The organism is Caldalkalibacillus thermarum, assembly GCF_014644735.1.
Lineage (GTDB): Bacteria > Bacillota > Bacilli > Caldalkalibacillales > Caldalkalibacillaceae > Caldalkalibacillus > Caldalkalibacillus thermarum.
Window position 1 is genome coordinate 18,614 of the sequence record NZ_BMKZ01000032.1, and the last position, 21,745, is coordinate 40,358.

The window sequence follows — 21,745 nt, forward strand, 5'->3', positions numbered from 1 at the left end:
CAGATTCAATCAACTAACGAACATTTATAGTGTAAATTAAAGTTTTGTTCGGAATATATCTCTGTATGACTAGGCTCCCGGGGCCAAAGATTCATCATGTTTACTGAGGTTGACAAATTTATTGTATTCTTTTAAAAAGGCCAATTCCACTTTGCCCACCGGGCCGTTGCGCTGCTTGGCAATAATAATCTCGATAATGTTCTTGTTTTCCGTATCCTGGTCATAATAATCTTCCCGGTATAAGAAAGCGACAATATCAGCATCCTGTTCGATGGAGCCTGATTCACGCAAATCGGATAACATCGGGCGTTTATCTTGCCGCTGTTCCACCGCCCGGCTGAGCTGGGACAAAGCGATAACAGTGCAATCTAATTCCCGGGCCATGGCTTTCAGAGAACGGGAAATCGCGGAAATTTCCTGCTGGCGGCTTTCCCGGTTGTTGCCCTGAATCAGTTGCAGGTAGTCGATCAGAATGATGCCCAGCCCTTCTTCAGCCTTTAAGCGGCGGCACTTGGCCCTAATCTGGTTGACATTGATGCCCGGCGTATCATCAATATAGATTTTGGCCTTGGATAAGCTGGCGATGGCCATGGTCAGTTTTTCCCAATCTTCCTCCTTAAACGCCCCCGTGCGCATGCGGTTGGCATCAATATTCCCTTCCGCACACAGCATGCGCTGCACCAATTGGGAAGCCGACATTTCCAGGGAAAAGATGGCCACCGTTTCGCCTGCCCGGACAGCTACATTTTGGGCGATGTTCAGGGCAAATGCCGTTTTACCTACGGAAGGACGGGCCGCCACAATCACCAGGTCTGAACGCTGAAAACCCGATGTTAAGCGGTCCAAGTCCCGGTAACCGGACGGAATGCCGGTAATGTCGCTTTTCGTATTGTGGAGCTTTTCAATCTGCTCATAGGTCTCCATCAACACATCTTTAATATGCACAAACCCGTCCGTCGTCCGTTCGTCCCTGATCTGGAGAATGCTCTTCTCCGCCTCGCTTAAGATTTCTTCCACATCATCCTGGGAGGTATACCCGTTCGTCACAATTTGAGTCGCGGTTTTGATCAGGCGGCGCAGGATCGCTTTTTCTTTGATGATTTGGGCATAGTATTCCACATTGGCCGCAGTGGGAACCGAGTTGGCCAAATCACTCAAATAACTGACCCCGCCCACTTCTTCCAGCCATTTGCGGTCGTTCAGCTCAGCCGTGACCGTGACCAGGTCCACCGGCTGGGAGTCTTCCGACAGATCCATCATCACTTGAAAAATACGCTGGTGGCTGGTTTTGTAGAAATCGTCGGGACGAACCATTTCCAAGGCCCGCCATAAAGCATCTTTATCCAGAAAAACAGCCCCCAAGACAGCCTGCTCAGCTTCCAGGTTATGGGGGGGCGTACGGTCCAAAAAAAGGTCGCTCATGACTGCTCAACCACGTGTACTTTCAACGTGGCCGTCACCTCAGGATGGAGTTTGACAGGAACATGGGTCACACCCAGGGAGCGAATCGGTTCATCCAGCACAATTTTGCGCTTCTCAATCTTGTAATTCATTTTTTTCAGCTGGTCGGCAATCTGCTTGTTGGTAATAGAGCCGAAGAGCTTGCCTCCTTCACCTGCTTTGGCCGTCAAGGTCACTGTTTCCTGTTCCAGCTTGGCCGCAAGCTCCTTGGCCTGACGCAGTTCTTCCTCCGCCTTTTTCTGCTCACTCTGTTTCTTTTTCATGAGCGCCTTCATGTTGCCCGGAGTCGCTTCCACAGCCAGGTTTTGTTTAAGCAGATAGTTGCGGGCATAGCCATCGGAAACTTCTTTCACTTCCCCTTTTTTGCCAACTCCTTTCACGTCCTGTTGCAAGATCACCTTCATGTTTCCCTTCCCCCTTCCAAATAGTCATCAATAACCTCTTTTAACCATTGTACCGCATCCTCAACGCTGATATCTTCCAGTTGGGTGGCGGCATTGGTCAAGTGGCCGCCCCCGTGCATTTTTTCCATGATCACCTGCACATTGATTTCCCCTAAGGAGCGGGCGCTGATCACCACTTGGCCATCCTCCCGTTTGCTCAAGACAAAGGAAGCCACCACATCATCCAGAGTAAGCAAGGTATCGGCGGCTTGAGCCAATAGCACCTGGCCGTAACGTTCATCCGCTTCGGCAACAGCAATGGCGATCTTGCCGCGGTAGATTTCAGCCTGCTCGACAATGCGGCTGCGCTTGATAAACTGCTCTTTCTCTTCTTTCAACAGCTTTTGAACCAGGATAGGATCTGCGCCATGACGCCTTAAGTAGGCTGCAGCATCAAAGGTGCGGGAACCGGTGCGCATGGAGAAGTTATTCGTGTCTACTACAATGCCGGCCAGCATGACGGTCGCCTCCAGCCGGCTCATCTCGATATGATCACTCTGGTACTCCAGGAGTTCCGTCACCAGCTCACTGGTCGATGAAGCATAAGGCTCGATATAGACCAACAAGGGCTCTTCGATAAAAGCTTCTCCCCGCCGGTGGTGGTCAATCACCACTTTACGTTCAAAGCGGTCCAACAGGCGCGGCTCCAGCACCAGAGAGGGCTTATGCACATCCACTATAATTAACAGGCTCTTGTCTGAAATTAATTCTACCGCCTCATGTGGAGAAAGCAAATGTTCTTTCAAATCCTTTTCCTTGTTAATTTCCTCCATCAAGCGGCTAATGCTGGGATACTCTTCTTCCTGATCAAGCACGATGTAGCCTTCCCGCTCATTGACCTGCGCGGCTTTCAACATTCCAATGGCCGCACCGACGGCATCCATATCCGGATCACGGTGTCCCATGATAAAAACCTTGTCGCTTTCTTTGATCATATCCCGCAAAGCATGGGAGATCACCCGGGCTCTGACGCGGGTTCGCTTTTCTACCGCATTGGACTTGCCTCCGTAAAACGTAACTTTATCTGGATAACGCTTCACAGCCGCTTGGTCCCCTCCCCGGCCCAAAGCCAAATCCAAGCTGGACTGGGCTAAATCCCCCAGTTCTGTGAGAGAGGAGTTTCCAGCTCCCACTCCGATGCTTAAGGTCACAGGAATCTTGTTGTGCCTGGTTAACTCACGGACGCGATCCAATATATCAAACTTCGTCTCTTCAATTTCCCTTAATGTTTGCTCATCCATGACCCCGAAGAATTTGTCTGACGCTGTCCGTTTTAAAAAAATGCCGTGTTCGCTGGCCCAACGGCTGATCGTGTTGGTCACCCGGCCGACCAACAGCGAGCGGCGCTGTTCATCAAGGCCCTGAGTCACTTCGTCCAAATTATCAAGATGGATGTTTAAAAAGACCACCTGTTCCTGGCGGTGCTTTTTCTTTAATTCATGATACCCGGTGTTGTCTATCACATAAAGCAAGCGTTCCTCAGGATAACTGATAATATCCAAGCTTAACTCATTAAAGCGGATCGTGCCTTCCCGTTCCTCTTTCTTCAGCCATTCCGCCAAAGAGGGAGACAGCTCTTCCAGTTTTGTCCCCACCAATGTGTCTGCCTCAGCAAACAATTTTAATATATACCGATTATGCCATTGTATGGTTTGTTCTTCATCATAAAGCAGGATGCCAATGGGCAATTCGGATATAACATCTTCTCCCACCTTTTTGACCCGGTGGCGCAAGGTGGTGATATAAGTTTCAAACTCCTTGGCAAAGGCCTGCTCCTTTTTATACATGACATACAGAATCAAGCCGAGAGCCACAAAACCGGCCACTGCCCAGTACCAGGCATACCAGGCCAAAACGACAAGGACCAGCACGGTTAAAACAGGAAGGGCATAGCGATGATACCCTCTTAAATAGAGATAAAGGAACCTTGGCATTATCTCAGCTCCCTAGTCTGCTTTTTGGAGGCGTTCCTTTAAACCAAACCCCAAATCAATGATGCCCACAATGCGGATGATGCTGGAAAAGAGGGGGATAAAGGACAGTATGACAGCCAAGATAACCAATATGCGTCCGATATTTTTGACATAAGCAAAATGAGCCACAAAGGTCAGTCCCTGCAGCAAAAGCAAGATTTCCAGAATAAGGTGCAGATTGACCACCAGCATAAACCATGTGCTGCCTTCTTCGACCGCCTGCAACAGGATCAATATGAGGACGACCAGATAATAAAACAAAATTGATTTGGGCAAGTTCCATTGACGAAAAGGGGGCAAGGACTGGATGTCAAAGCCGATCCGGGACAAAATGGGTCTGGCTGCCGCATGGTTAATACCTGCCATCAGCATGGAAGATAAAATCAACAAACCGGGAAAGATGTAAACCATGAAGTCAACCATCTCTTGGAAAACGTCCAGTGCATTCTCATCACCTGGAACAGGAAGGAAAGCTGCGGTTTGTTCCGTCATAATTAAGGCATCTTCCATCATCTGCTGGAAAACGTCAATCATGTTCAAATTTAAGACCAAATAAGTAAACAGAAAGGCCAACACGTAATTGGCAAGATAGGTTAACATTCCTGCCAACAAAGGCAAAAATGGGGCTTTTTTTTCACCATAATAATACCCCATCACCAGACCGACCGAAACAGCAAGAAGGGTAACAAAAACAGCCGGCAAGGGGGCCAGGAGGGGGGAAAGAAACAGACAGACACCGCCCACCAAAGCTGCGCTTTTCAAACCAAAACGCAAGTGATGAACAATAAAAGGTAAGGGCAAAAAGAATAAACCGATTAAACCTAAAAAGGGAACATAAACGGTAATCAGAAACAGAACCAGATATAAGGCAGCCATCAAGGCCCCTTGTACTAACCGCTGTGTGTCTGAACTTGATTGCATGCACTTCACTCCTAACCAGCTCAGCTTATGGCTTTAATCAACACGATCAAGCAAACGTATACACATCCTGATCATCAAACTTTTACATACAGAGCATAGCTTTTTCAATTATAATGGAAACGTCAAGTGAAGGCAAAAAAATCAGGAACCCTCTGCCTGAACAAGGCGGGGTTCCTGTCGTTAGCACAGCTTTCATATCATGCACATTAATCAATGGTATAGGGCAACAGCGCCATTTGACGGGCACGTTTGATCGCTCTGGTTAATTGACGCTGATACTTGGATGAAGTGCCGGTGACACGGCGAGGCAAAATTTTACCGCGCTCACTGATAAACTTCTTCAACAGATCAACGTCTTTGTAGTCGATCTTTTCAATTTTGTTCACCGTAAAATAGCACACTTTACGGCGCTTGGCGCGACCTTTGCGAGCCATCGTACTCCCTCCTTCAAGCGAACAGTTTTAGAATGGAAGATCGTCTTCGGAGATGTCAATCGGTTCTGCGTCATTGGCGAAGGGATCATCATCAAACCGGGTCTCATTCTGGCCGCCTGTCCCCATGCCTGAACGCATGCCTTCACGGGGCGATTCAAGAAAGCGCACGTTATCCGCCACCACTTCGGTAACATAAACCCGCCGGCCTTCGTTATTCTCATAATTGCGGATTTGCAAACGGCCTTCTACAGCAGTCAGGCGCCCTTTTTTGAGGTAATTGGCACATGTTTCAGCCAATCCGCGCCAGGTGACAATGTTGATAAAGTCTGCTTCCCGTTCCCCTTGCTGGTTGGTGAACGGCCGGTCCACAGCAAGGGTAAAGGTGGTCACGGCGACCCCGTTCGGCGTGTAGCGCAGTTCAGGATCCCGGGTCAGACGTCCAATGAGAATGATCCGATTTAACATGAGATCCCCTCCCCCAAAAATACGAATTACTCGTCCTCTCTGACCACCAGGTGGCGGATGACGTTATCGTTCAAACGCAATTGACGCTCCAGTTCAGCAACAAGGTCAGGGTTGGACTTGAAATTAACGACCACATAGTACCCATCATTGTAGCCTTCAATTTCATAGGCCAACCGACGTTTCCCCATTTCATCTACTTTTTCTACTTCACCGCCGTTATCCTTAATCACGTTTTGAAAACGTTCAATAACGGCTTTTGTGGATTCCTCATCCAAATCAGGGCGTACGATGTACATCAATTCATAGGCGCGCATCCACATTCACCTCCTTCTGGACTCACGGTCCCCAAACGGGAACAAGGAGCAAAAAACATGCTGCTTTCTGCTCGCATAAGGTCATTTTAACAAAAAGCAGAGGCGAACACAAGTGCCATTTTCCGCCTGGTGCCCCCTGGGTTAGAACCCTTCACCCATCACAAAGTGTAACATGAAGCACGCGCTTACCGGTTCAGCTGAAATTCAAGGGCCCGATATTCGTATGGATCTATTTTCTTTAAGACGTCCAGCTCTCGTTTGGAAGGCGGTGGGGTGTATTTGATTTCATCGTAGAGCAGTTCAAAGCCGGTGTTTGCTCTGACTTCTTCCAAGCTGGAAGTAGGATGGATGCTGTCCAAGTGAAGCTTTCCATGACGGAATTCGAAGATACACAGAGGGGTGACGATTTTCCATAAGTTGCCTCGTGTTGTGACAAAATCGACCCTTTCAACGAAAGTTCGCTTGTCATGCTTCGTTCTCCAAAGAATAATTTTTTTGGCTGTTGGTATCAGCACAGCGCTTCCTGCCCCGCCCGGCAGGCGCACTTTGGGTTGCCTATAATCCCCAATCACAGAAGCGTTGACATTGCCGTGCACATCAAATTGAACGCCCCCCAAAAATGCCACGTCAAGTTTTCCCCTCATAGACAGATCAAATACCTCGTCTAGGGGAAAATAAGCTTCTGCACCTGTCACTAAGTCTGCACCCGCTGATGAGTAGGATGCTTTCTTGAGTGAGGAAGGATTAACCCCTCCAGGAATGTTTAAATGAACCAGATTGGGCGCCTGCATATGTTTGGCCAGCTGTATGGCCACCATCGGCAGATGGGACGATACCCCATGAAATACAGTCTCACCATCCTTGAGCATCCTGGCCAGGGCACAAGTCATAATATCGCTGACGCTATAGGATGTTCTCATACCCACACGGCCATCCTTTCCCCAGCGTAATCTTTCCGCTCGTAACGTTTGAGGTAGGATTCGATCTCGTCCCTGTTTTGCATAGCCAAGTAAGACCTAAGCGCTTGATCATCGATATCATACTTTTTATAACAGGAGCAGGGGCTGGCCCCTTGGGGCACATGCACAATGGCGTCAACCAAAAACCCCGGAATGTCAATATACTCTGCCTGAAGTTTCATTCTGCTGCGCGGAACAATCTGTTCCGTCGTCAGAATCACTTTTTTTGCCGCACGGGTCATAAGCACATCTTCAAACCTGGGCCCATAAATTCTGGCGTTTCCATGTTGGTCGCACTCATGCACATGAATAATGGCCACATCAGGAACAATCGCCTTGACCAATGTGACCGGTTCCCCGCCGAAGGGATCCTCAACAACGACAAAATAGTCATTCTTCACCAACAAATCTCCTGCACATAAACCCTTAACAGGCATAAAGGGCACGTTCATGGCGGCCGCTCTCAGGGCGCAAATCACCGTATAACAAGCATGTTCATTGACGGTCACTTTGCCGCTTTCAACCGCCTTCCGGTAATGGGGAGCCAAACCGTATTTCGTTTCATAGCTGACGAAACCTGCTTCAACGGATTGGACACAATCCAGGGCACACAACAAATCGATATCGTGGGCCCCTGCTGTTTTAACAAGTTTTAATTCTTTTTTCTTTTGTCTAGCCATTTCCCGCACAAAAGCCATAGGCGCCCGATGAAGGACATTGCCGCCTAAGGCCACTGTATCTCCATCTTGGACATCAGCCACCGCTTCTTGTAAAGTCAAAATTTTTTTCATTCTTCCACCCACCATTGTACCAGATTGCACGTCAAAAAGCTTTCCTTCATTTCACCGCATTGCAAGCAATATGAACCGCATCCCACACACCGGCAAAAGGAGGGGCATAACATAAATCCGTCATGCCCAGTTCGTCTGCACTCATCTTGTTATGGATGGCCACAGCAAAAATATCAATTCTGAGCACCACACCCTTGTTGCCAATGGCTTGGGCACCTAAAATTCTCCTTGTTCGTCTTTCGCAAATCAGTTTAATCCAGATCGGCGTCTGATCCGGATAATAAGCCGGGTGGTCCGTACTTTTAATAAACACGGTGGTATATTCCATGGCTAAGTTTTTGGCCTCAGTTTCAGACATCCCGGTTCGGGCCAGTTCAAGGTCGAAAACTTTAATCGCAGCGCTCCCTAATGTTCCAATATACTTCATATGCTTTCCGGCCATATTGGCCCCGGCAATGCGTCCGCATTTGTTGGCATTGGTGCCAAGGGGAATGTAGTCATTTTCTTCTTTCACTTTGTTGTACACCAGGGCACAGTCGCCTGCTGCATAAATATCCTTGACATTTGTTCTCATTTCGCGGTCAATGACCACCGCGCCGTTTGCTGCCAGTTGAATACCGGAACCCTCTAAAAATTGGGTGGCAGGCTTAACGCCAACGGACAACACGACGAGATCGGCCGGATAGGTGCCCAGGTCAGTTTGAACGGCTTCCACTTTCTCCCGGCCAATAAAGCGTTCCACCTTTTCCCCCAGGTGAAGCTGAACCCCCTGTTTATGGAGCTCTTCTTCGGCGATTTGGGTGATTTCCTGATCAAACGTTTGCAGGATGCGCTCAGCGCGTTCAATCACTCTGACTGTTTTGCCTTGCCGGACCATCGCTTCCGCCATTTCTATGCCGATATATCCCCCGCCTACAATCACCACATCCCTGATTTCTGCTGTTTCAGTCAGTTCTTTTAAGCGAATGCCATCTTCCAGTGTTTTAAGGACATGGATATTGCCAAGTTTCACACCAGGCAGGGGAGGGACAATCGGTACGGTCCCTGTGGCGATCATCAGCTTATCATACGTATCAATAAACAGCTTGTGGGCCTTGTGGTCTTTGACCAACACCTGCTTTTTGTCCGGTACAACCTTCACCACTTCATGTTGGAGAAAAACCTCTATGCCCATCTGTTCAAACTGTTCTTTGGTACGGGCGATCATTTTGGTATAATCATCATTTTCGCCCGAAACATAGTATGGCAGCCCACAGGCACCGTAGGATAAAAATCGGCCTTTTTCATAGACGACTACTTGTGCCTCTTTGTTTACCCTTTTTAATTTTGAAGCGGCAGACATGCCTGCCGCTACCCCACCGATCACAACCAATTTCATGCCCAACGCCTCCCAAGTGGGGTCAACCCGTATTTTTTAGCTCTGTGCAGCACTTTTTGGGGAGCTTCTTGAACGGGCAGTTCCTATCTCCGGTTCGTTGTCAATAATGCCCACCACCACGGCGTCAACCGGGGCATGTTTCCGCAGTGCATGCTGGGCGGCATGTCCCATAGAAACCAGAACAAGCTCACCTTCGCCGGCCCCAATATGATCAGCGGCGACAAAGTATTCCTTGTTCCCTCCATAGTAAGGCTGAATTACGAGGAATTTAAAACCTTGCAAAGCTTCATGTTTTCTGGTGGAAATCACCTTGCTGATCACCTTGCCAATGATCATGTGACGGACCCCCAGTTCTAGAGGATGATTTTGACGTATTCATTTCCCGTTAAGCCAAAGGCATTGGCATCATCTGTATCAATATGCATATCTAAAGCATAATCGTCTCTCACCCGTATCGTGACTTGATTCATGATTCCGCCTTTTTCACCTTCTACCAATACCGAGACCTTTTGGCTGTTATACACCCCGTACGCTTGGGCATCTTGCGGCGTCATATGGATGTGGCGATCAGCAATAATGCACCCTTCCTTTAGACGCACGGTACCCTTGGGACCGATAATCACAATGGGAGCCGATCCTTTTAGATCTCCGGAGTGTCTGACTGGCGGAGAAATCCCCAGTACCCTGGCATCACTGCGGGCCACTTCTACTTGGGTTTGTTTTCGCAGGGGCCCTAATACTCTGACATTGCTGATTTTTCCTCCCGGACCCATAAGGGTGACTGTTTCCTGGCAGGCATATTGACCGGGTTGGGAAATATCCCGGTCTTTCGTCAGTTGGTATCCCTTGCCAAATAATATGTCCACATGCTCTTGTTGCAGATGAACATGCCTGGCTGAAACACTGACCGGTACATACGGTGCCAATTGTTTGCCTTGTAACGCTGTATCTTGCAACATATGATGATGTTTGAGTTCTGCTATCACCAGTTTCGTGATCTCTTCCACAAGCGCTTCACGGTTCACCTTGTTCACTTTGCATCACCGCTTATTTTAAGATGGGTAATATTTTCTCCACATCGGCATGGGGGCGTGGTATCACGTGAACCGCAACAAGCTCCCCGATTCTTTGGGCAGCTTCAGCGCCTACTTCTGTGGCAGCTTTGACCGCACCAACTTCCCCGCGCACAATGACCGATACAAGACCAGAACCGATTTTTTCACTGCCAACAATCTCCACATTGGCGGCTTTCAACATGGCATCAGCTGCTTCGATCGCTGCTGTTAATCCTCTCGTCTCAATAATACCCAGTGATCCACTCATGTTCATTGCCTCCTCATCAACTTTCCTTATAAACTTAATGCTTAGAAAATTAGAAAGGTGGTGTTTTCACTTAAACTGCATCATCTTTCACAGTTGGCAATAATTTTTGGATATCTCCATGGGGTCTCGGAATGACATGGACAGCGATAACTTCCCCTACCCGGCCTGCTGCCTCTGCCCCTACTTCAGTGGCCGCTTTAACCGCACCCACATCCCCTTTGACAATCACTGACACCAGCCCGGAGCCAATCTTCTCACTCCCGACAATTTCCACGTTGGCGGCTTTCAGCATGGCATCAGCCGCCTCAATGGCTGCCGTAAATCCTCTTGTTTCAATGAATCCTAATGATTCGTTCATGGTCAGTCCTCCTTCACTTGTTTGGCTTGTGATTCTATTGCAGTTGAAAGTTGACCCTTAACTTGTTCTTGTTGCGCCGGAGGGATAAATTTTAATATTTCAGGATGGGGATTTGTAATGACCAGCGCCATTTTTAACGCATTGCCTAGTCTTTGACCCAGTTGTTGAGCTGCTTCCACGGCTCTGGTGACATCTGCAATCCCGCCGCCAACGATAACGGTGACGAGTCCACCTCCTAAATATCGCTCACTGGCTAAAAAGTCCACATTTGCTGTTTTACACATATGGTCTAACAGTTCCACTGCGCATGTGAAATATTGGGTTTCGATCACCCCCAGAGCTTCATACTTTCTCATGCGTTTCCACCTTTTCTACAGGCGTAATAAGCGGTTCCAAGCCCTGGTAAGGTCTGGGAATGGTACGTACAGCCACAACTTCACCAAAATATTGCGCCACTTCGGCTCCCCGTTCTAAAGCCGCTTGTACAGAGGCAAGGTCACCTGTGATCATAATGGCGATCCATCCTGAGCCCACTTGTTCCACGTGATGCACATTCACAAAGGCTGACTTAACCATAGCATCCATGCACGCTGTCGCTGTGACCAATCCTTCGACCTCAATGATGCCTAATGATAGATTCACCATCCCCACTCCTCACAAGCCCGTTATTTGACGTTGACCTTCCCAATGGGTAGCAACTTTTGAAAATCTTCCATTGCTGAAGGAATCAGATGGGTGAGTATATCGTTTTCGGCAATGTAATGGCTTGCCTCTTGTCTGGCCACTTCCAGTGCTGTTTGCACCTCATCCACCTTTCCGCTGAATTTGACTTGTACAACAACGGGGATCGGGGCGCGATCACCTAATGCTGGATTGTTGCAATCAATCCCTTCAATGGTGATGTCAGCTGCTTTACAAGCTTTATCCATCACAGCCAGCGCCACACTAAAACCTTGTACTTCCAAAAATCCTATCGCTTTGTTCATTGCTTTCCCCCTATCCTATGATGCGGAATCCACCTTCAGCAAGCACACACCTTCTTTCCCTGGTGAAGGTTTTGGCAGAGGTAACGCCTTCACCAGTCGGTCCGGCAATGGTCATGGTGGTATGTCCTTCACCACCATAACCGACGCCAGCTAAAGATGAAGCATTTTTGACAAACAGGGTCGTTTGGATGGCTCTGGCAAACTTCGTGAGATGATCCACATTTTTGGAATGCATAATCGCTGTATGCCGGTTTCCATGCTCTGCCATGACAGCCTTCTCGATGGCTTCATCCAACGTTTTGACCCGGACAATCGGGAGTACAGGCATCATTTGCTCCAATTGTACAAAAGGATGGTCAAACTCAACGTCGCAAATGAGCAGTTTGACTTCTGTCGGGGGTTGAACACCGATGTGTTCCAGAAATAAACGGGCATCTTGGCCAATCCAGTCCTTAGAAACCTGGTAATGTCGTTGAGGATTGAAACCGCAACCCCTGTTCTGTTCGTTCCCCTGTTCTTCAAGGGCAAAAGCCATGACTTGTTCCACTTCATGCTGTCCGAGCATGTAAGCGCCATGATTGAGCATGTGGAAAATGAGGTCATCGGCCACCGACTCCAGAACAAACACTTCTTTTTCAGCTATACACAACAGATTGTTATCGAAAGCGGCACCTTCAATAATCGACCGGGCCGCATGTTCAAGATCGGCCGTATCATCCACAATCACCGGCGGATTGCCTGCCCCTGCCCCAATCGCTTTTTTCCCCGATTTTAACAATGTTTGCACCAGTCCTGGTCCGCCTGTACCGACCAGCAATTTGACTTTTGGGCTGTCAATTAGGGTTTGCAGCGTATCTAAAGTTGGCTCCTTCACCATCGTGACCAGATGGTGAGGACCGCCAGCTTCCGTAATGGCCTTATTGATCAACTGTACGGCATAAGCGCAAGACCGTTTGGATGAGGGATGCACGTTAAAGACAACAGCATTCCCCGCAGCCAGCATACCAATGGCATTATTGATGATGGTTTCGGTTGGATTGGTGACGGGGGTTACCGCTCCAATTAATCCATAAGGCGCCCGCTCCACAATGGTTAATCCGTTATCACCGGAAAAAGCCTCTGTCTTTAAATCTTCCGTCCCCGGGGTTTTCAAAGCGGCCAGTTCATGTTTGGCTACTTTATCTTCATATCTGCCAATCTTCGTTTCTTCGTACACTTTTCTTGCTAATACTTCTTTTTCCCTTACAACTGCTTCACGGATAGCTGTGATAATTTTTTCCCGATCTTTGAGCTGAAAATGTTTAACGAACTCCATCTGCGCCCGGTAACTAGCTTCAATGGCATCTTCCATATGATTGAAAACACCCCATTTTTCCTCCGCTCCGCCTAAATTGCGGTTTCTGTTGGGGCTCTTTACGGTTTCCTGTTGAGAAACAGGCACCTGTTTGAATTGGACTGGCTTGATGCCTTCACCAGAGGCAACAGACCCAGCTGAAACAGACGGAGAAGCAGAAGCACTTTTTCCCAGCGCCGATTCCACGTTATGCAACACGGACTGCACAATTATTTCAATATCCTTTTCCGTCATGTTCATCCCCAGGCATATCCCCCTTTCTGGTCAAATACGTTTTCAGTATTTTTTCTGTCACTTTTTTGACAATGGTTTCAATCCATTCTTCTTTACTGGCCAGTGTTGAAGGTGTGGACGGGCCTTGCTCATCATGTGCATAAGGCCTTTCCTTTGCGGGAGGGTTACAGGGCGGGACGCCGCCCGTTTTGATGCCCAATCTTTCCCTAATGTTGATCAGATCTGAAATTTGCGAACAATTCAGTTCATTGGCTCTGTTGATGATATTGTTGGAATACATGAGCATCAGCGCGTAATGTTCCAGCGACTCCATCCGGTAGTAAGCCTCAAAAATATCCCTTCCCCATGTTAAGGCGCCATGGTTGGCCAGGAGAACCGCATTGTATTCCTTACAATATGGTGCAATGGACTCAGGCACTTCTTCTGTTCCTGGTGTTGCGTATGACGCCACAGGCACCTTCCCTAATAACACGACGGCCTCCGGAGAAATCGGCTTTTCCAAACTCATTCCCGCTATGGCAAATGAAGTCGCCACTGGAGGATGGGCGTGTACGACGGCATTCACTTCTGGATTCTCTTGATACACTCTTAAATGCATCTTAATTTCTGAAGAAGGTTTCATCTTGCCAGCAAGCACTTTCCCGGACAGGTCCATCTTGACCATCATGTCGGGGGTCATAAACCCTTTACTTACCCCGGTTGGTGTCGACCAGATGGTCTCGGGGCCCACTTTGACGGAAATATTGCCGTCATTAGCGGCCACAAAGTTTTTGTTATACATCCTCTTGCCAATCTCACAAATCAGCTTTTTGGCTTCAAAATCAGAGTAGTATTTTTTATGGTGAATCATAACATGACAACTCCTTAAGTATGAAACATACGTTAGGGAGTCTATCAATTAAAGATCTGATTACGGAAAACAAATAAAACCAATAACAACCCCCGTAAACGTTACTTTAATTTTCTTATTTCTGTTGTGTTTTGTCAATTTTTATTTTGTTTCAATGGATTATTTTGTTGGTTTTAGTCAAAAAAATGTGGTACAATGCTCTCAGCATCAACTCTTGAACAAGGAGTTATCCCATGTTACCCATTGCCCGCAGGAATAAAATTAAAGAATTGATTACCGAGAAAAAGAGTGTCACAGTTACTGAATTGACCAAACTTTTTAAAGTGACAGAAGAGACCATCCGCCGGGATTTAAAGCAACTGGAAGAGGAGGGATTCCTCAATCGTACCTATGGCGGAGCATACATTTCCGAAGGCGTTCAAAACGATGTGGATATTACCTTGCGAGAACACATCCACGTTGAAGGAAAACAAAAAATCGCCTCCCAGTGCTTGCCCTTTATTCATAGCGGCGATTCCATTTTTTTAGACGCATCGACCACCTCTGTTGTGCTGGCCAGCATGCTGCAAGGCAAAAAGATTACCGTTGTGACCAACTCGATTAAAATCGTCAACACACTGGTCGACAACCCGGACATTGATCTCGTGGTCATTGGCGGCACATTAGCAAAGTCCTCGTTATCAAATGTAGGTAAAACGGCTGAATATCACTTGAATCATTATTTCTTTGACACTGCTTTCATTTCTTGCCGCTCGGTCAGCATGCAGCATGGCCTGACGGATTCAAATGAACAGCAAGCAGCCATGCGTAAACTGGCGGCAGAGCATGCTAACAACGTGTTTTTAATTGCCGATTATACGAAATTTGATAAAACATCCTTCACCAGAATTGGAGGGTTTGACCTGGTTGACACCATTGTTGTCGATCAAAAACTTTCGGCGGAGTGGCATCAATTTTTAGAAGAAAAACAAATCACTTTGATCGAATGTGATTAAGTCAAAAACATGATGCCTAAGTGCATCATGTACCTTCAACTGTTAACAGAAAACCTCCAGATGCTGCCTAGCACCGGAGGTTTTTCCTTTTCTGCTTACTCCTTAAACATATTGGCCAGACTGTCGCGAAAGGGAGGATAAGCGATGCCCTTTTCAGTAATGATCGCTGTGATCAGTGTATGATCGGTGACATCAAAGGCAGGATTGTACGTTTTGATACCTTGGGGTGCCATTGGTTTTTCGTACCATTTCGTTGTGATCTCTTCTGCCGGCCGCAGTTCAATGTGAATCTCATCACCTGTTTGGCAAGCCATATCAATGGTGGATAACGGTGCACAGACATAAAAGGGAATCTGGTAGTATTTGGCCAGAATGGCCACCCCTGACGTGCCAATTTTGTTGGCCGTGTCTCCATTGGCCGCAACACGGTCGCAACCGACCAGAACGGCTTGTATTTTTCCTTCTTTCATCACAATCGAAGCCATGTTATCACAAATTAATGTGACGTCCACGCCAGCTTCCCGTAATTCCCATGCTGTCAGCCTGGCCCCTTGCAGCAATGGCCGTGTTTCATCAGCATACACTTTGAAGTTATACCCTCTCTCCTGCCCCAGATATATCGGTGCTAAAGCTGTTCCATACTTTGCTGTGGCAATGGTTCCGGCATTGCAGTGGGTTAAAATGCCCCACCCCGGTTCCAGTAGGGAGAGGGCATGCTCACCAATGGACCGGCAAACCTGTTCATCTTCAGCCCGGATCTGTTCAGCCTCATCTTTTAAGGCTGTTTTGATGGCTTGAACAGGTTTGTCTTTTTCTTTCACCAAGCGCTTTTCCATACGGTCTAAAGCCCAAAATAAGTTGACAGCTGTAGGGCGGGACGAAGCCAAATACGCTTTGGCTTGTTTAAAATCAGCGTAAAGTTGTTCGTAGTTTTCAGCTGCCGACTTTTTTGCGGCTAAATATACTCCATAAGCGGCGGCGATGCCAATCGCGGGTGCTCCGCGAACTTTTAAGTGATAGATCGCCTCCCAAATCTCTTCCATTTCTTTCAATTCCACAAAAACTTTTTCATTGGGCAGCAATGTCTGATCCAACAGGACAAGGGCATCGTTATCATCATCAAGCCTGACAGATTGAATGGCTTCAAGCAGATTCCCCATCGCTCTACCTCCCTAAAATTGCTGGGCAAAAGTCCGAATCACTCTGACGTAGTCGACACCGTGTTTCATGGTCTCCCTTTCCAAGATAAAGGTCTTACCAGCTGACAAACACAGTTTTTCAGCCCGTACCCTTTTGCTTTGATCTTCAATGGAGGTAATATCCTTGACATGGGCAATACCAATAATTCTGCGACACAGTTCAAGCCCTGTGACTGCCGCTGTATCTGTTAAGATAGCGTCAAGATAATATTCCCTGAAGCCCGGGTATTTGGCCACCCTTTCTGTTGCTTTTTCATCCCAAGCAGCAAGGAATTTAGTTTTAAACAAATCAATCACATCTTTGATCGTCTCTTCTAAATAAGTCATGTAATCTTTGCGCCTGCCTTCATCGTCAATTGTAAACTTGGCATTGGCATAAGCAAAGATTAAGTTGGCAATCACATTTCCCACATCATAGCCGGCCGGCCCGTAGAAAGCAAATTCGGGGTCAATCACTTTTGTCGAATCTTCTTTGATGAAAATAGAGCCTGTATGCAGGTCGCCATGAAGCAGAGATTGGGCATTGGTCATGAACTCAAATTTAAGTTTGGCCGTTTCCAAGACCAATTGTTGGTCATTCCAGATCTCGTCCTGAACAAACTTCCTGGTTTCATCCAAGAGGTCATTGCGGGGACAATCATAAAAAGGTTCTGTATACACCAGGTCTTCAGTAATTTCGCACAGTTCAGGGTTGATAAATTTCTTGACCAGCTCTTTCTTCTCTTTATGATCCATAACAACGTCAGAGGTCAAGAGCAGTGTATTGACCATAAACGTGGTGATATGATCGGCAAACAAAGGGAACTTCTTATGTTCCATCAAAGCCGTTCTCATGATTTGATGATCTGATAAATCCTCCATCACACAACAGTTCATGACCGGATCATATTTGTACATCTTAGGCACAAACCCTGGGGCCAGCTCGCCTTGCAGCTTTAAAATTTCACTTTCAATTCTGTTCCGGTCCGGTGACACTTTAAATTCGTCAGAAATACGGGCAACCGGACCAGCCTGCTTAATAATGATAGACTTTCCGTTTTTTTCATCCACCACCCTAAACACATAGTTTAAGTTTCCGTCTCCTATTTCTTTGCACGTGAGTTCAGCATCATCATCAAAAATATCGAGCATGGTTCTGGCGTACTCGACTGCATCCTCTTCGTTCATGGTAAAATAGCGGGATGTAAAGTCTTTCATTTTGCTTCCTCCCTTGTCCGCTGTTCTCCATGGGCTTAGTTTCTTAATTTATAGTAGGTTAAAGCAAGGGCAAATGCTAAAACGCCCCCTTTGACAATATCCATTGCGTAATACGGGACAGACATCATGACCAGGCCGTTTTGAAGGATTCCGATCAGCACAGCCCCCACAAATGTGCCGAATGCATTCGGCTTGCCGGCACCAAGGACAGAAAAACCAATAAAGGCCGCTGCGACGGCATCCATTAAGTACGGGGCTCCGGCATTAATTTCTGCTGTCATGACACGGGAAGCGAGCACGATTCCTCCAATTGCGGCGAAGATGGCCGAAAGCAAATAGGCATACACCTTGTATTTATTAACGGGGATCCCGGAGAGCCTGGCTGCTTCCTGGTTACCTCCTATGACATACATATAGCGTCCGTGTTTGGTATAGGTTAAAAAGATATGCACCAAAACAACCACAATCACCATCATGATAATAATCCACGGCACCTGTCCCAGTTTGGCAAAGACGGGGCTAATCATTCCGGTAGCGTAAGACCCGTCAGGCATGACCATGTTTTGGGACACCGTTGCCCCTTTGGTATACGTCAAGGCCACACCTTGAATAATAAACATGGTTGCCAGTGTCAAAAGTAAATCAGGAATTTTTACCTTCACAATCATAAAGGCATTAAAAGCCCCCACAATCAGTGCGGCAGCCAAAGCGGCAGCAATGGCCACAAGCATATTTTGGGAATACCAGACAAACATGGAAATCACAATGGCGTTGGCTAACGAAGCGGTAGAACCAACAGACAGGTCAAAGCCATTGACCGAGAGGGAAATGGTGATCCCGGTAGCAATGATCGTGACAATCGATATGGACCTTAAAATGTTAATAATATTGCTTCCCTGGAGAAAGGCCGGATTGGCAACGGCAAAAATGATAATCAGGGCGACAATGGTAATGATCGTTCCATATTTATATAAAAAGTCAAACAGGTCGAAATTTTTGTGGGCAGGCGTTTGGGTTGGTACGGGATTGTGCATGTTCATCCTATTTGCCCCCCGTCGAATAGAATAAAATCTCTTCTTCGTTTGTTTTCTTTGTTTCAAGCTCTTTGACCACTTCTCCATCATACACGACGTAGATCCGGTCAGTAATGCCCAGGATTTCTGACAGCTCACTGGAAGCATAGATCACCGCTTTTCCCCGTTGGGCTAACGCTGCAATTAATTCGAAGATGTCTTTTTTAGCCCCAACATCTACCCCTTTCGTCGGTTCATCAAACAGATAGACTTGGGCATCGGCCACAAGCCATTTACCAATGGCCACCTTTTGTTGATTTCCACCAGACAGGTTTTGCACCTTGGTCTCTGTAGACGGCGTTTTAATGCCGAGGATGTGGATCATTTCTTGCGCCTTCTGTTTTTCACCTTTAAAATCTAAAAACCCGCCAGGCTTGGAAAACTTGTTTAAATAAGCAGCCGAAAGATTTGTGGCCACAGACTCTTGGACTAAAACCCCCTCTTTTCTCCTCTCTTCCGGCACCAGGGCAATCCCCTCTCTCACCGCATCATAGGGGGACTTTAATGTCAACTTTTTTCCGCGAAGTACAATTTCTCCAGATACGATTTTTGACGCGCCAAAAAGGGCTTTGCAAAGCTCCGTTTTTCCGGCGCCCACAAGTCCTGCCACACCTACGATTTCGCCCTCTTTAACATGCAAATTGATATTTTTAATTTTACCTGTATCATACAGCCCTTTTACTTCCAGAACTGTTTGGCCGATGGCAACATCATATTTTGGAAACTGTTCTTCTAATTTTTGACCTAACATGTATTCCACTACTTTGTTGGGCGTCGTGTTTTCAATTTTCTCCCTGACGACAAATTGGCCATTGCGCATGACCGTAATCTCATCACAAATGTCAAACAGCTCAGGCAAACGGTGGGAAATGAAAATCACGCCCACATTCTTTTGCTTCAAATCCCTCACAATTCTAAACAGCTCTTCTGTTTCAGTGAGGCTTAATGGTGCTGTTGGTTCGTCAAGAATCAGAAATGTGCACTGTTGTAAAAGGGATCTGGCTATCAGCACCATTTGTTTTTGGGCGAGCGTTAATTCACTGACTAACTTTTTGGGGGAAACGTTGACATGCATGCTTGCTAGAATTTGTTCTGCTTTGTCATAGATGTTCTTCCAGTTGACAAACTGTCTTTTCCCCATGTGATGAACAATTTCACTCAGCATAATGTTTTCGGCCACCGTTAAGTAAGGAATCAGCGCGGTATCCACCTCTTGATACACAATTTGAATGCCGTGTTCTTGAGCATCCTTGGGTGAGCGGATGGTGACCTTCTTTCCATTGAGGAAAATCTCACCTGTGTAATGGTTGTAAGCACCTGACAAAACTTTCATTAGCGTTGATTTACCTGCCCCATTTGCCCCGATTAAAGCATGAACTTTGCCTGTCTCTGTGGTGAAAGTGACATTATCCAGCGCTTTTACGCCAGGGAACTCAATAGAGATATTTTTCATTTCTAATACTGTTACTGCCACGTCCAGCGCCTACCTTCCAAGCCAGATTGCACTGAGAGGGGGGTTGACTCATTTGGAAGAATCTAACCCCCTCTTTCGAGCTTATTGATGGTATTCTTTCAATGTTTTCATCCACTCTTCTTCAAAGGCATCAGATTGTCCCCAACCGTCAACGACTTGATGAAGATTTTCCATGTTAACAGGTTCAGTTGAAGTGCGTAATGCCTCTTGAGAAATGAGAAAGGCTTCAAAATCATAGGTTTGGGGTGTTTCTTCCCCAGCCAGTTTCTTGGCCAAAATTCTCATATTGACCGCTCCGACCAGTTTCGGATCAACAGCCGCTGTATAAACCCAAGGACTTCCTTCTTCTTGCATCATTTGCAAATCGGCGTTGGAAACATCGATACTGTAAATTTTGATTTCTTCACGGCCGGCTTCTTTTAAGGCACGAGCTGCACCAATGGCAAACGCATCCCACGTGGCAAAAATGGCATCAATTTCACCTTGCGGATGTTTGTTCAACATTGCCGCAACTGCATTTTGCGTTTGGACCGATGTGTCTGCGGCCGCTACACCAAAGCGTTCAATTTCGATAATCCCCGGATTTTCACTTAATTTTTCCTGATAGACCGCATTGCGTCTTACCATTGGCGGGAAACCATCAACCCATAGGTAAACGATTTTGGCTTCACCGTTGAAATCCTGAATTAATTGATCGAGAGCCAAAGTGGCTAGCGATTCATCATCTTGAGACGTCAGGGTCACCCCGTCAATCTCCAACAAATCACCAATGGAGTCAAAGGCCACAACACTCTTTCCCCTTTCAACGATTTCTTTGACGGCATCCACCGTGGCCTGATCGTCACCATGGGAAATGATAAAACCGTCATAATCTTCTTCTAAAGCCTGAGCGATCGCATCATGGAATTTCGCTGTATCCCCATTAGCAGTAAATACATCCACCTGAAATCCCATCGCTTCGCCCTCTTCTTTGGCACCAGCTAAAAATTGTGCCGTATGGTCATCCCCGCCAATTTTGCGGATCACCTTAATCTTGACTTGCTCCCCAGAGGCAAATCTCTCCGGGACATTCTCTAAAGACACCTCCTTGTTTCCTTCTTGCTGAGCGGCTTCCTCCTGGGAAGAGCATCCCGACAGCAGTAGAGCCAAAGTAAATAAGAAAATTAAGGCTTGTTTAAACAAACTCCCCTTTTTCAAATGCACACGCTCCTTTCATTTGGCCATAACATTTATGTACCTATGCAAATACAGCCTGCACAGATACATAGTGTAAGTTGAAATACTTTTTATGTTTAGATAAATGTTAACACAATGATTTTAATTTAACAATGTTTTGTTTTGTATTTACCCTAATTTAATTGGGTTATTTTTAAATTTTTAGACATATTATGCTTGTTTTTTTGGATTTTGACTGAATTAATGTACTTAAGGGTTCTTTTTTATCATAAATTATCCGAGAAGACCCCCACTTCTAAACGAAGTGTAAGTGGGGGATGAATCGGGCACAAACATATATTCCCTATATGAACTGGAAGTGATAAGATTAAGGTTAGGAGGGGGAAG

At 46.8% G+C, this 21,745-nt stretch carries 25 protein-coding genes; 1 reads left to right on the plus strand and 24 read right to left on the minus strand.

Going from position 1 to position 21,745, the window contains the following annotated elements; all coding sequences use genetic code 11:
* Positions 1–69: 69 nt before the first annotated feature.
* The 19 genes from dnaB to IEW48_RS12150 all read right to left on the minus strand — a co-directional run bounded on the left by dnaB (position 70) and on the right by IEW48_RS12150 (position 14,244).
* The gene (gene dnaB / locus IEW48_RS12060) at positions 70–1,422 is read right to left on the minus strand and encodes a replicative DNA helicase (protein WP_188623980.1); all 1,353 of its coding nucleotides are present in this window, start codon (positions 1,420–1,422) and stop codon (positions 70–72) included.
* Positions 1,419–1,865, minus strand: a complete 447-nt coding sequence (gene rplI, locus IEW48_RS12065; protein ID WP_007505362.1) for a 50S ribosomal protein L9 — start codon at positions 1,863–1,865, stop codon at positions 1,419–1,421. Before rplI ends, dnaB begins: the two co-directional genes overlap by 4 nt.
* Positions 1,862–3,838 (minus strand): DHH family phosphoesterase, encoded by a 1,977-nt coding sequence (locus tag IEW48_RS12070; RefSeq protein ID WP_188623981.1) that lies wholly within the window; start codon positions 3,836–3,838, stop codon positions 1,862–1,864. The genes rplI and IEW48_RS12070 overlap by 4 nt, the downstream gene beginning before the upstream one ends.
* 12 nt (positions 3,839–3,850) lie before the next feature.
* Positions 3,851–4,798, minus strand: coding sequence for a YybS family protein (locus tag IEW48_RS12075; RefSeq protein WP_188623982.1), 948 nt, complete (start codon positions 4,796–4,798; stop codon positions 3,851–3,853).
* A gap of 206 nt (positions 4,799–5,004) precedes the next feature.
* The gene (gene rpsR / locus IEW48_RS12080; RefSeq protein ID WP_007505365.1) at positions 5,005–5,232 is read right to left on the minus strand and encodes a 30S ribosomal protein S18; all 228 of its coding nucleotides are present in this window, start codon (positions 5,230–5,232) and stop codon (positions 5,005–5,007) included.
* Positions 5,233–5,259: 27 nt separating this feature from the next.
* The gene (gene ssb, locus IEW48_RS12085) at positions 5,260–5,697 is read right to left on the minus strand and encodes a single-stranded DNA-binding protein (RefSeq protein WP_007505366.1); all 438 of its coding nucleotides are present in this window, start codon (positions 5,695–5,697) and stop codon (positions 5,260–5,262) included.
* 26 nt (positions 5,698–5,723) lie between these two features.
* Positions 5,724–6,011, minus strand: a complete 288-nt coding sequence (rpsF, locus tag IEW48_RS12090) for a 30S ribosomal protein S6 (protein WP_007505368.1) — start codon at positions 6,009–6,011, stop codon at positions 5,724–5,726.
* Between the two features lie 185 nt (positions 6,012–6,196).
* Entirely contained in the window at positions 6,197–6,931 is a 735-nt protein-coding gene (locus IEW48_RS12095) for a CoA-transferase subunit beta (protein ID WP_007505369.1), read from the minus strand.
* Positions 6,928–7,761: a CoA transferase subunit A gene (locus IEW48_RS12100; RefSeq protein ID WP_188623983.1), complete on the minus strand. Its 834-nt coding sequence runs from the start codon at positions 7,759–7,761 to the stop codon at positions 6,928–6,930. Before IEW48_RS12100 ends, IEW48_RS12095 begins: the two co-directional genes overlap by 4 nt.
* A 46-nt stretch (positions 7,762–7,807) precedes the next feature.
* Positions 7,808–9,139 carry a CoA-disulfide reductase gene (locus IEW48_RS12105; RefSeq protein ID WP_188623984.1) on the minus strand — a complete coding sequence of 444 codons (1,332 nt, stop codon included), beginning with the start codon at positions 9,137–9,139 and terminating at the stop codon, positions 7,808–7,810.
* 36 nt (positions 9,140–9,175) lie between these two features.
* Positions 9,176–9,475 (minus strand): EutN/CcmL family microcompartment protein, encoded by a 300-nt coding sequence (locus IEW48_RS12110; RefSeq protein WP_188623985.1) that lies wholly within the window; start codon positions 9,473–9,475, stop codon positions 9,176–9,178.
* A 17-nt stretch (positions 9,476–9,492) separates the two neighbouring features.
* On the minus strand, positions 9,493–10,173 hold the full coding sequence (gene pduL / locus IEW48_RS12115) for a phosphate propanoyltransferase (RefSeq protein ID WP_188623986.1): 681 nt from the start codon (positions 10,171–10,173) through the stop codon (positions 9,493–9,495).
* Between the two features lie 13 nt (positions 10,174–10,186).
* Positions 10,187–10,462: a BMC domain-containing protein gene (locus tag IEW48_RS12120; RefSeq protein ID WP_007505380.1), complete on the minus strand. Its 276-nt coding sequence runs from the start codon at positions 10,460–10,462 to the stop codon at positions 10,187–10,189.
* Positions 10,463–10,532: 70 nt separating this feature from the next.
* Entirely contained in the window at positions 10,533–10,820 is a 288-nt protein-coding gene (locus IEW48_RS12125; RefSeq protein WP_007505381.1) for a BMC domain-containing protein, read from the minus strand.
* A 2-nt stretch (positions 10,821–10,822) separates the two neighbouring features.
* A complete protein-coding gene (locus IEW48_RS12130; protein WP_188623987.1) occupies positions 10,823–11,176 on the minus strand; it encodes a BMC domain-containing protein in 354 nt (117 codons plus the stop codon).
* Positions 11,163–11,462, minus strand: coding sequence for a BMC domain-containing protein (locus IEW48_RS12135; RefSeq protein ID WP_202796219.1), 300 nt, complete (start codon positions 11,460–11,462; stop codon positions 11,163–11,165). The genes IEW48_RS12130 and IEW48_RS12135 overlap by 14 nt, the downstream gene beginning before the upstream one ends.
* A gap of 23 nt (positions 11,463–11,485) precedes the next feature.
* Positions 11,486–11,806 carry a BMC domain-containing protein gene (locus tag IEW48_RS12140; protein ID WP_007505382.1) on the minus strand — a complete coding sequence of 107 codons (321 nt, stop codon included), beginning with the start codon at positions 11,804–11,806 and terminating at the stop codon, positions 11,486–11,488.
* A gap of 10 nt (positions 11,807–11,816) precedes the next feature.
* On the minus strand, positions 11,817–13,400 hold the full coding sequence (locus IEW48_RS12145; protein ID WP_188623988.1) for an aldehyde dehydrogenase family protein: 1,584 nt from the start codon (positions 13,398–13,400) through the stop codon (positions 11,817–11,819).
* Positions 13,375–14,244, minus strand: coding sequence for a class II aldolase/adducin family protein (locus IEW48_RS12150; protein ID WP_188623989.1), 870 nt, complete (start codon positions 14,242–14,244; stop codon positions 13,375–13,377). Before IEW48_RS12150 ends, IEW48_RS12145 begins: the two co-directional genes overlap by 26 nt.
* Positions 14,245–14,477: 233 nt before the next feature.
* Here IEW48_RS12150 and IEW48_RS12155 point away from each other — a divergent pair, with 233 nt between their 5' ends.
* Complete coding sequence (locus IEW48_RS12155) at positions 14,478–15,239, plus strand: DeoR/GlpR family DNA-binding transcription regulator (RefSeq protein ID WP_188623990.1); 762 nt, start codon at positions 14,478–14,480, stop codon at positions 15,237–15,239.
* Between the two features lie 95 nt (positions 15,240–15,334).
* Here IEW48_RS12155 and mtnA read toward each other — a convergent pair whose 3' ends face one another.
* From mtnA to IEW48_RS12180, 5 genes are all read right to left on the minus strand, one after another.
* Entirely contained in the window at positions 15,335–16,399 is a 1,065-nt protein-coding gene (gene mtnA, locus IEW48_RS12160; protein WP_188623991.1) for an S-methyl-5-thioribose-1-phosphate isomerase, read from the minus strand.
* A gap of 12 nt (positions 16,400–16,411) precedes the next feature.
* Positions 16,412–17,635 carry an S-methyl-5-thioribose kinase gene (gene mtnK / locus IEW48_RS12165; protein ID WP_188623992.1) on the minus strand — a complete coding sequence of 408 codons (1,224 nt, stop codon included), beginning with the start codon at positions 17,633–17,635 and terminating at the stop codon, positions 16,412–16,414.
* A gap of 35 nt (positions 17,636–17,670) precedes the next feature.
* On the minus strand, positions 17,671–18,675 hold the full coding sequence (locus IEW48_RS12170) for an ABC transporter permease (protein WP_371874874.1): 1,005 nt from the start codon (positions 18,673–18,675) through the stop codon (positions 17,671–17,673).
* A gap of 1 nt (position 18,676) precedes the next feature.
* Positions 18,677–20,182 carry a sugar ABC transporter ATP-binding protein gene (locus tag IEW48_RS12175; RefSeq protein ID WP_229704031.1) on the minus strand — a complete coding sequence of 502 codons (1,506 nt, stop codon included), beginning with the start codon at positions 20,180–20,182 and terminating at the stop codon, positions 18,677–18,679.
* Positions 20,183–20,263: 81 nt separating this feature from the next.
* Positions 20,264–21,379 carry a sugar ABC transporter substrate-binding protein gene (locus IEW48_RS12180; protein ID WP_188623993.1) on the minus strand — a complete coding sequence of 372 codons (1,116 nt, stop codon included), beginning with the start codon at positions 21,377–21,379 and terminating at the stop codon, positions 20,264–20,266.
* Positions 21,380–21,745: the final 366 nt, after the last annotated feature.

Bases quoted from the DNA above. Each gene is read 5' to 3' on its own strand.
- mtnA (WP_188623991.1), bottom strand. From the start codon at position 16,399: ATGGGGAATCTGCTTGAAGCCATTCAATCTGTCAGGCTTGATGATGAT.
- IEW48_RS12155 (WP_188623990.1), top strand. From the start codon at position 14,478: ATGTTACCCATTGCCCGCAGGAATAAAATTAAAGAATTGATTACCGAG.
- IEW48_RS12105 (WP_188623984.1), bottom strand. From the start codon at position 9,139: ATGAAATTGGTTGTGATCGGTGGGGTAGCGGCAGGCATGTCTGCCGCT.
- IEW48_RS12120 (WP_007505380.1), bottom strand. From the start codon at position 10,462: ATGAGTGGATCACTGGGTATTATTGAGACGAGAGGATTAACAGCAGCG.
- IEW48_RS12100 (WP_188623983.1), bottom strand. From the start codon at position 7,761: ATGAAAAAAATTTTGACTTTACAAGAAGCGGTGGCTGATGTCCAAGAT.
- ssb (WP_007505366.1), bottom strand. From the start codon at position 5,697: ATGTTAAATCGGATCATTCTCATTGGACGTCTGACCCGGGATCCTGAA.
- IEW48_RS12070 (WP_188623981.1), bottom strand. From the start codon at position 3,838: ATGCCAAGGTTCCTTTATCTCTATTTAAGAGGGTATCATCGCTATGCC.
- rpsR (WP_007505365.1), bottom strand. From the start codon at position 5,232: ATGGCTCGCAAAGGTCGCGCCAAGCGCCGTAAAGTGTGCTATTTTACG.
- rplI (WP_007505362.1), bottom strand. From the start codon at position 1,865: ATGAAGGTGATCTTGCAACAGGACGTGAAAGGAGTTGGCAAAAAAGGG.
- IEW48_RS12145 (WP_188623988.1), bottom strand. From the start codon at position 13,400: ATGAACATGACGGAAAAGGATATTGAAATAATTGTGCAGTCCGTGTTG.
- IEW48_RS12150 (WP_188623989.1), bottom strand. From the start codon at position 14,244: ATGATTCACCATAAAAAATACTACTCTGATTTTGAAGCCAAAAAGCTG.
- IEW48_RS12095 (WP_007505369.1), bottom strand. From the start codon at position 6,931: ATGAGAACATCCTATAGCGTCAGCGATATTATGACTTGTGCCCTGGCC.
- IEW48_RS12075 (WP_188623982.1), bottom strand. From the start codon at position 4,798: ATGCAATCAAGTTCAGACACACAGCGGTTAGTACAAGGGGCCTTGATG.
- IEW48_RS12130 (WP_188623987.1), bottom strand. From the start codon at position 11,176: ATGAGAAAGTATGAAGCTCTGGGGGTGATCGAAACCCAATATTTCACA.
- dnaB (WP_188623980.1), bottom strand. From the start codon at position 1,422: ATGAGCGACCTTTTTTTGGACCGTACGCCCCCCCATAACCTGGAAGCT.
- IEW48_RS12170 (WP_371874874.1), bottom strand. From the start codon at position 18,675: ATGAACATGCACAATCCCGTACCAACCCAAACGCCTGCCCACAAAAAT.
- IEW48_RS12125 (WP_007505381.1), bottom strand. From the start codon at position 10,820: ATGAACGAATCATTAGGATTCATTGAAACAAGAGGATTTACGGCAGCC.
- IEW48_RS12140 (WP_007505382.1), bottom strand. From the start codon at position 11,806: ATGAACAAAGCGATAGGATTTTTGGAAGTACAAGGTTTTAGTGTGGCG.
- IEW48_RS12110 (WP_188623985.1), bottom strand. From the start codon at position 9,475: ATGATCATTGGCAAGGTGATCAGCAAGGTGATTTCCACCAGAAAACAT.
- rpsF (WP_007505368.1), bottom strand. From the start codon at position 6,011: ATGCGCGCCTATGAATTGATGTACATCGTACGCCCTGATTTGGATGAG.
- mtnK (WP_188623992.1), bottom strand. From the start codon at position 17,635: ATGAAAGACTTTACATCCCGCTATTTTACCATGAACGAAGAGGATGCA.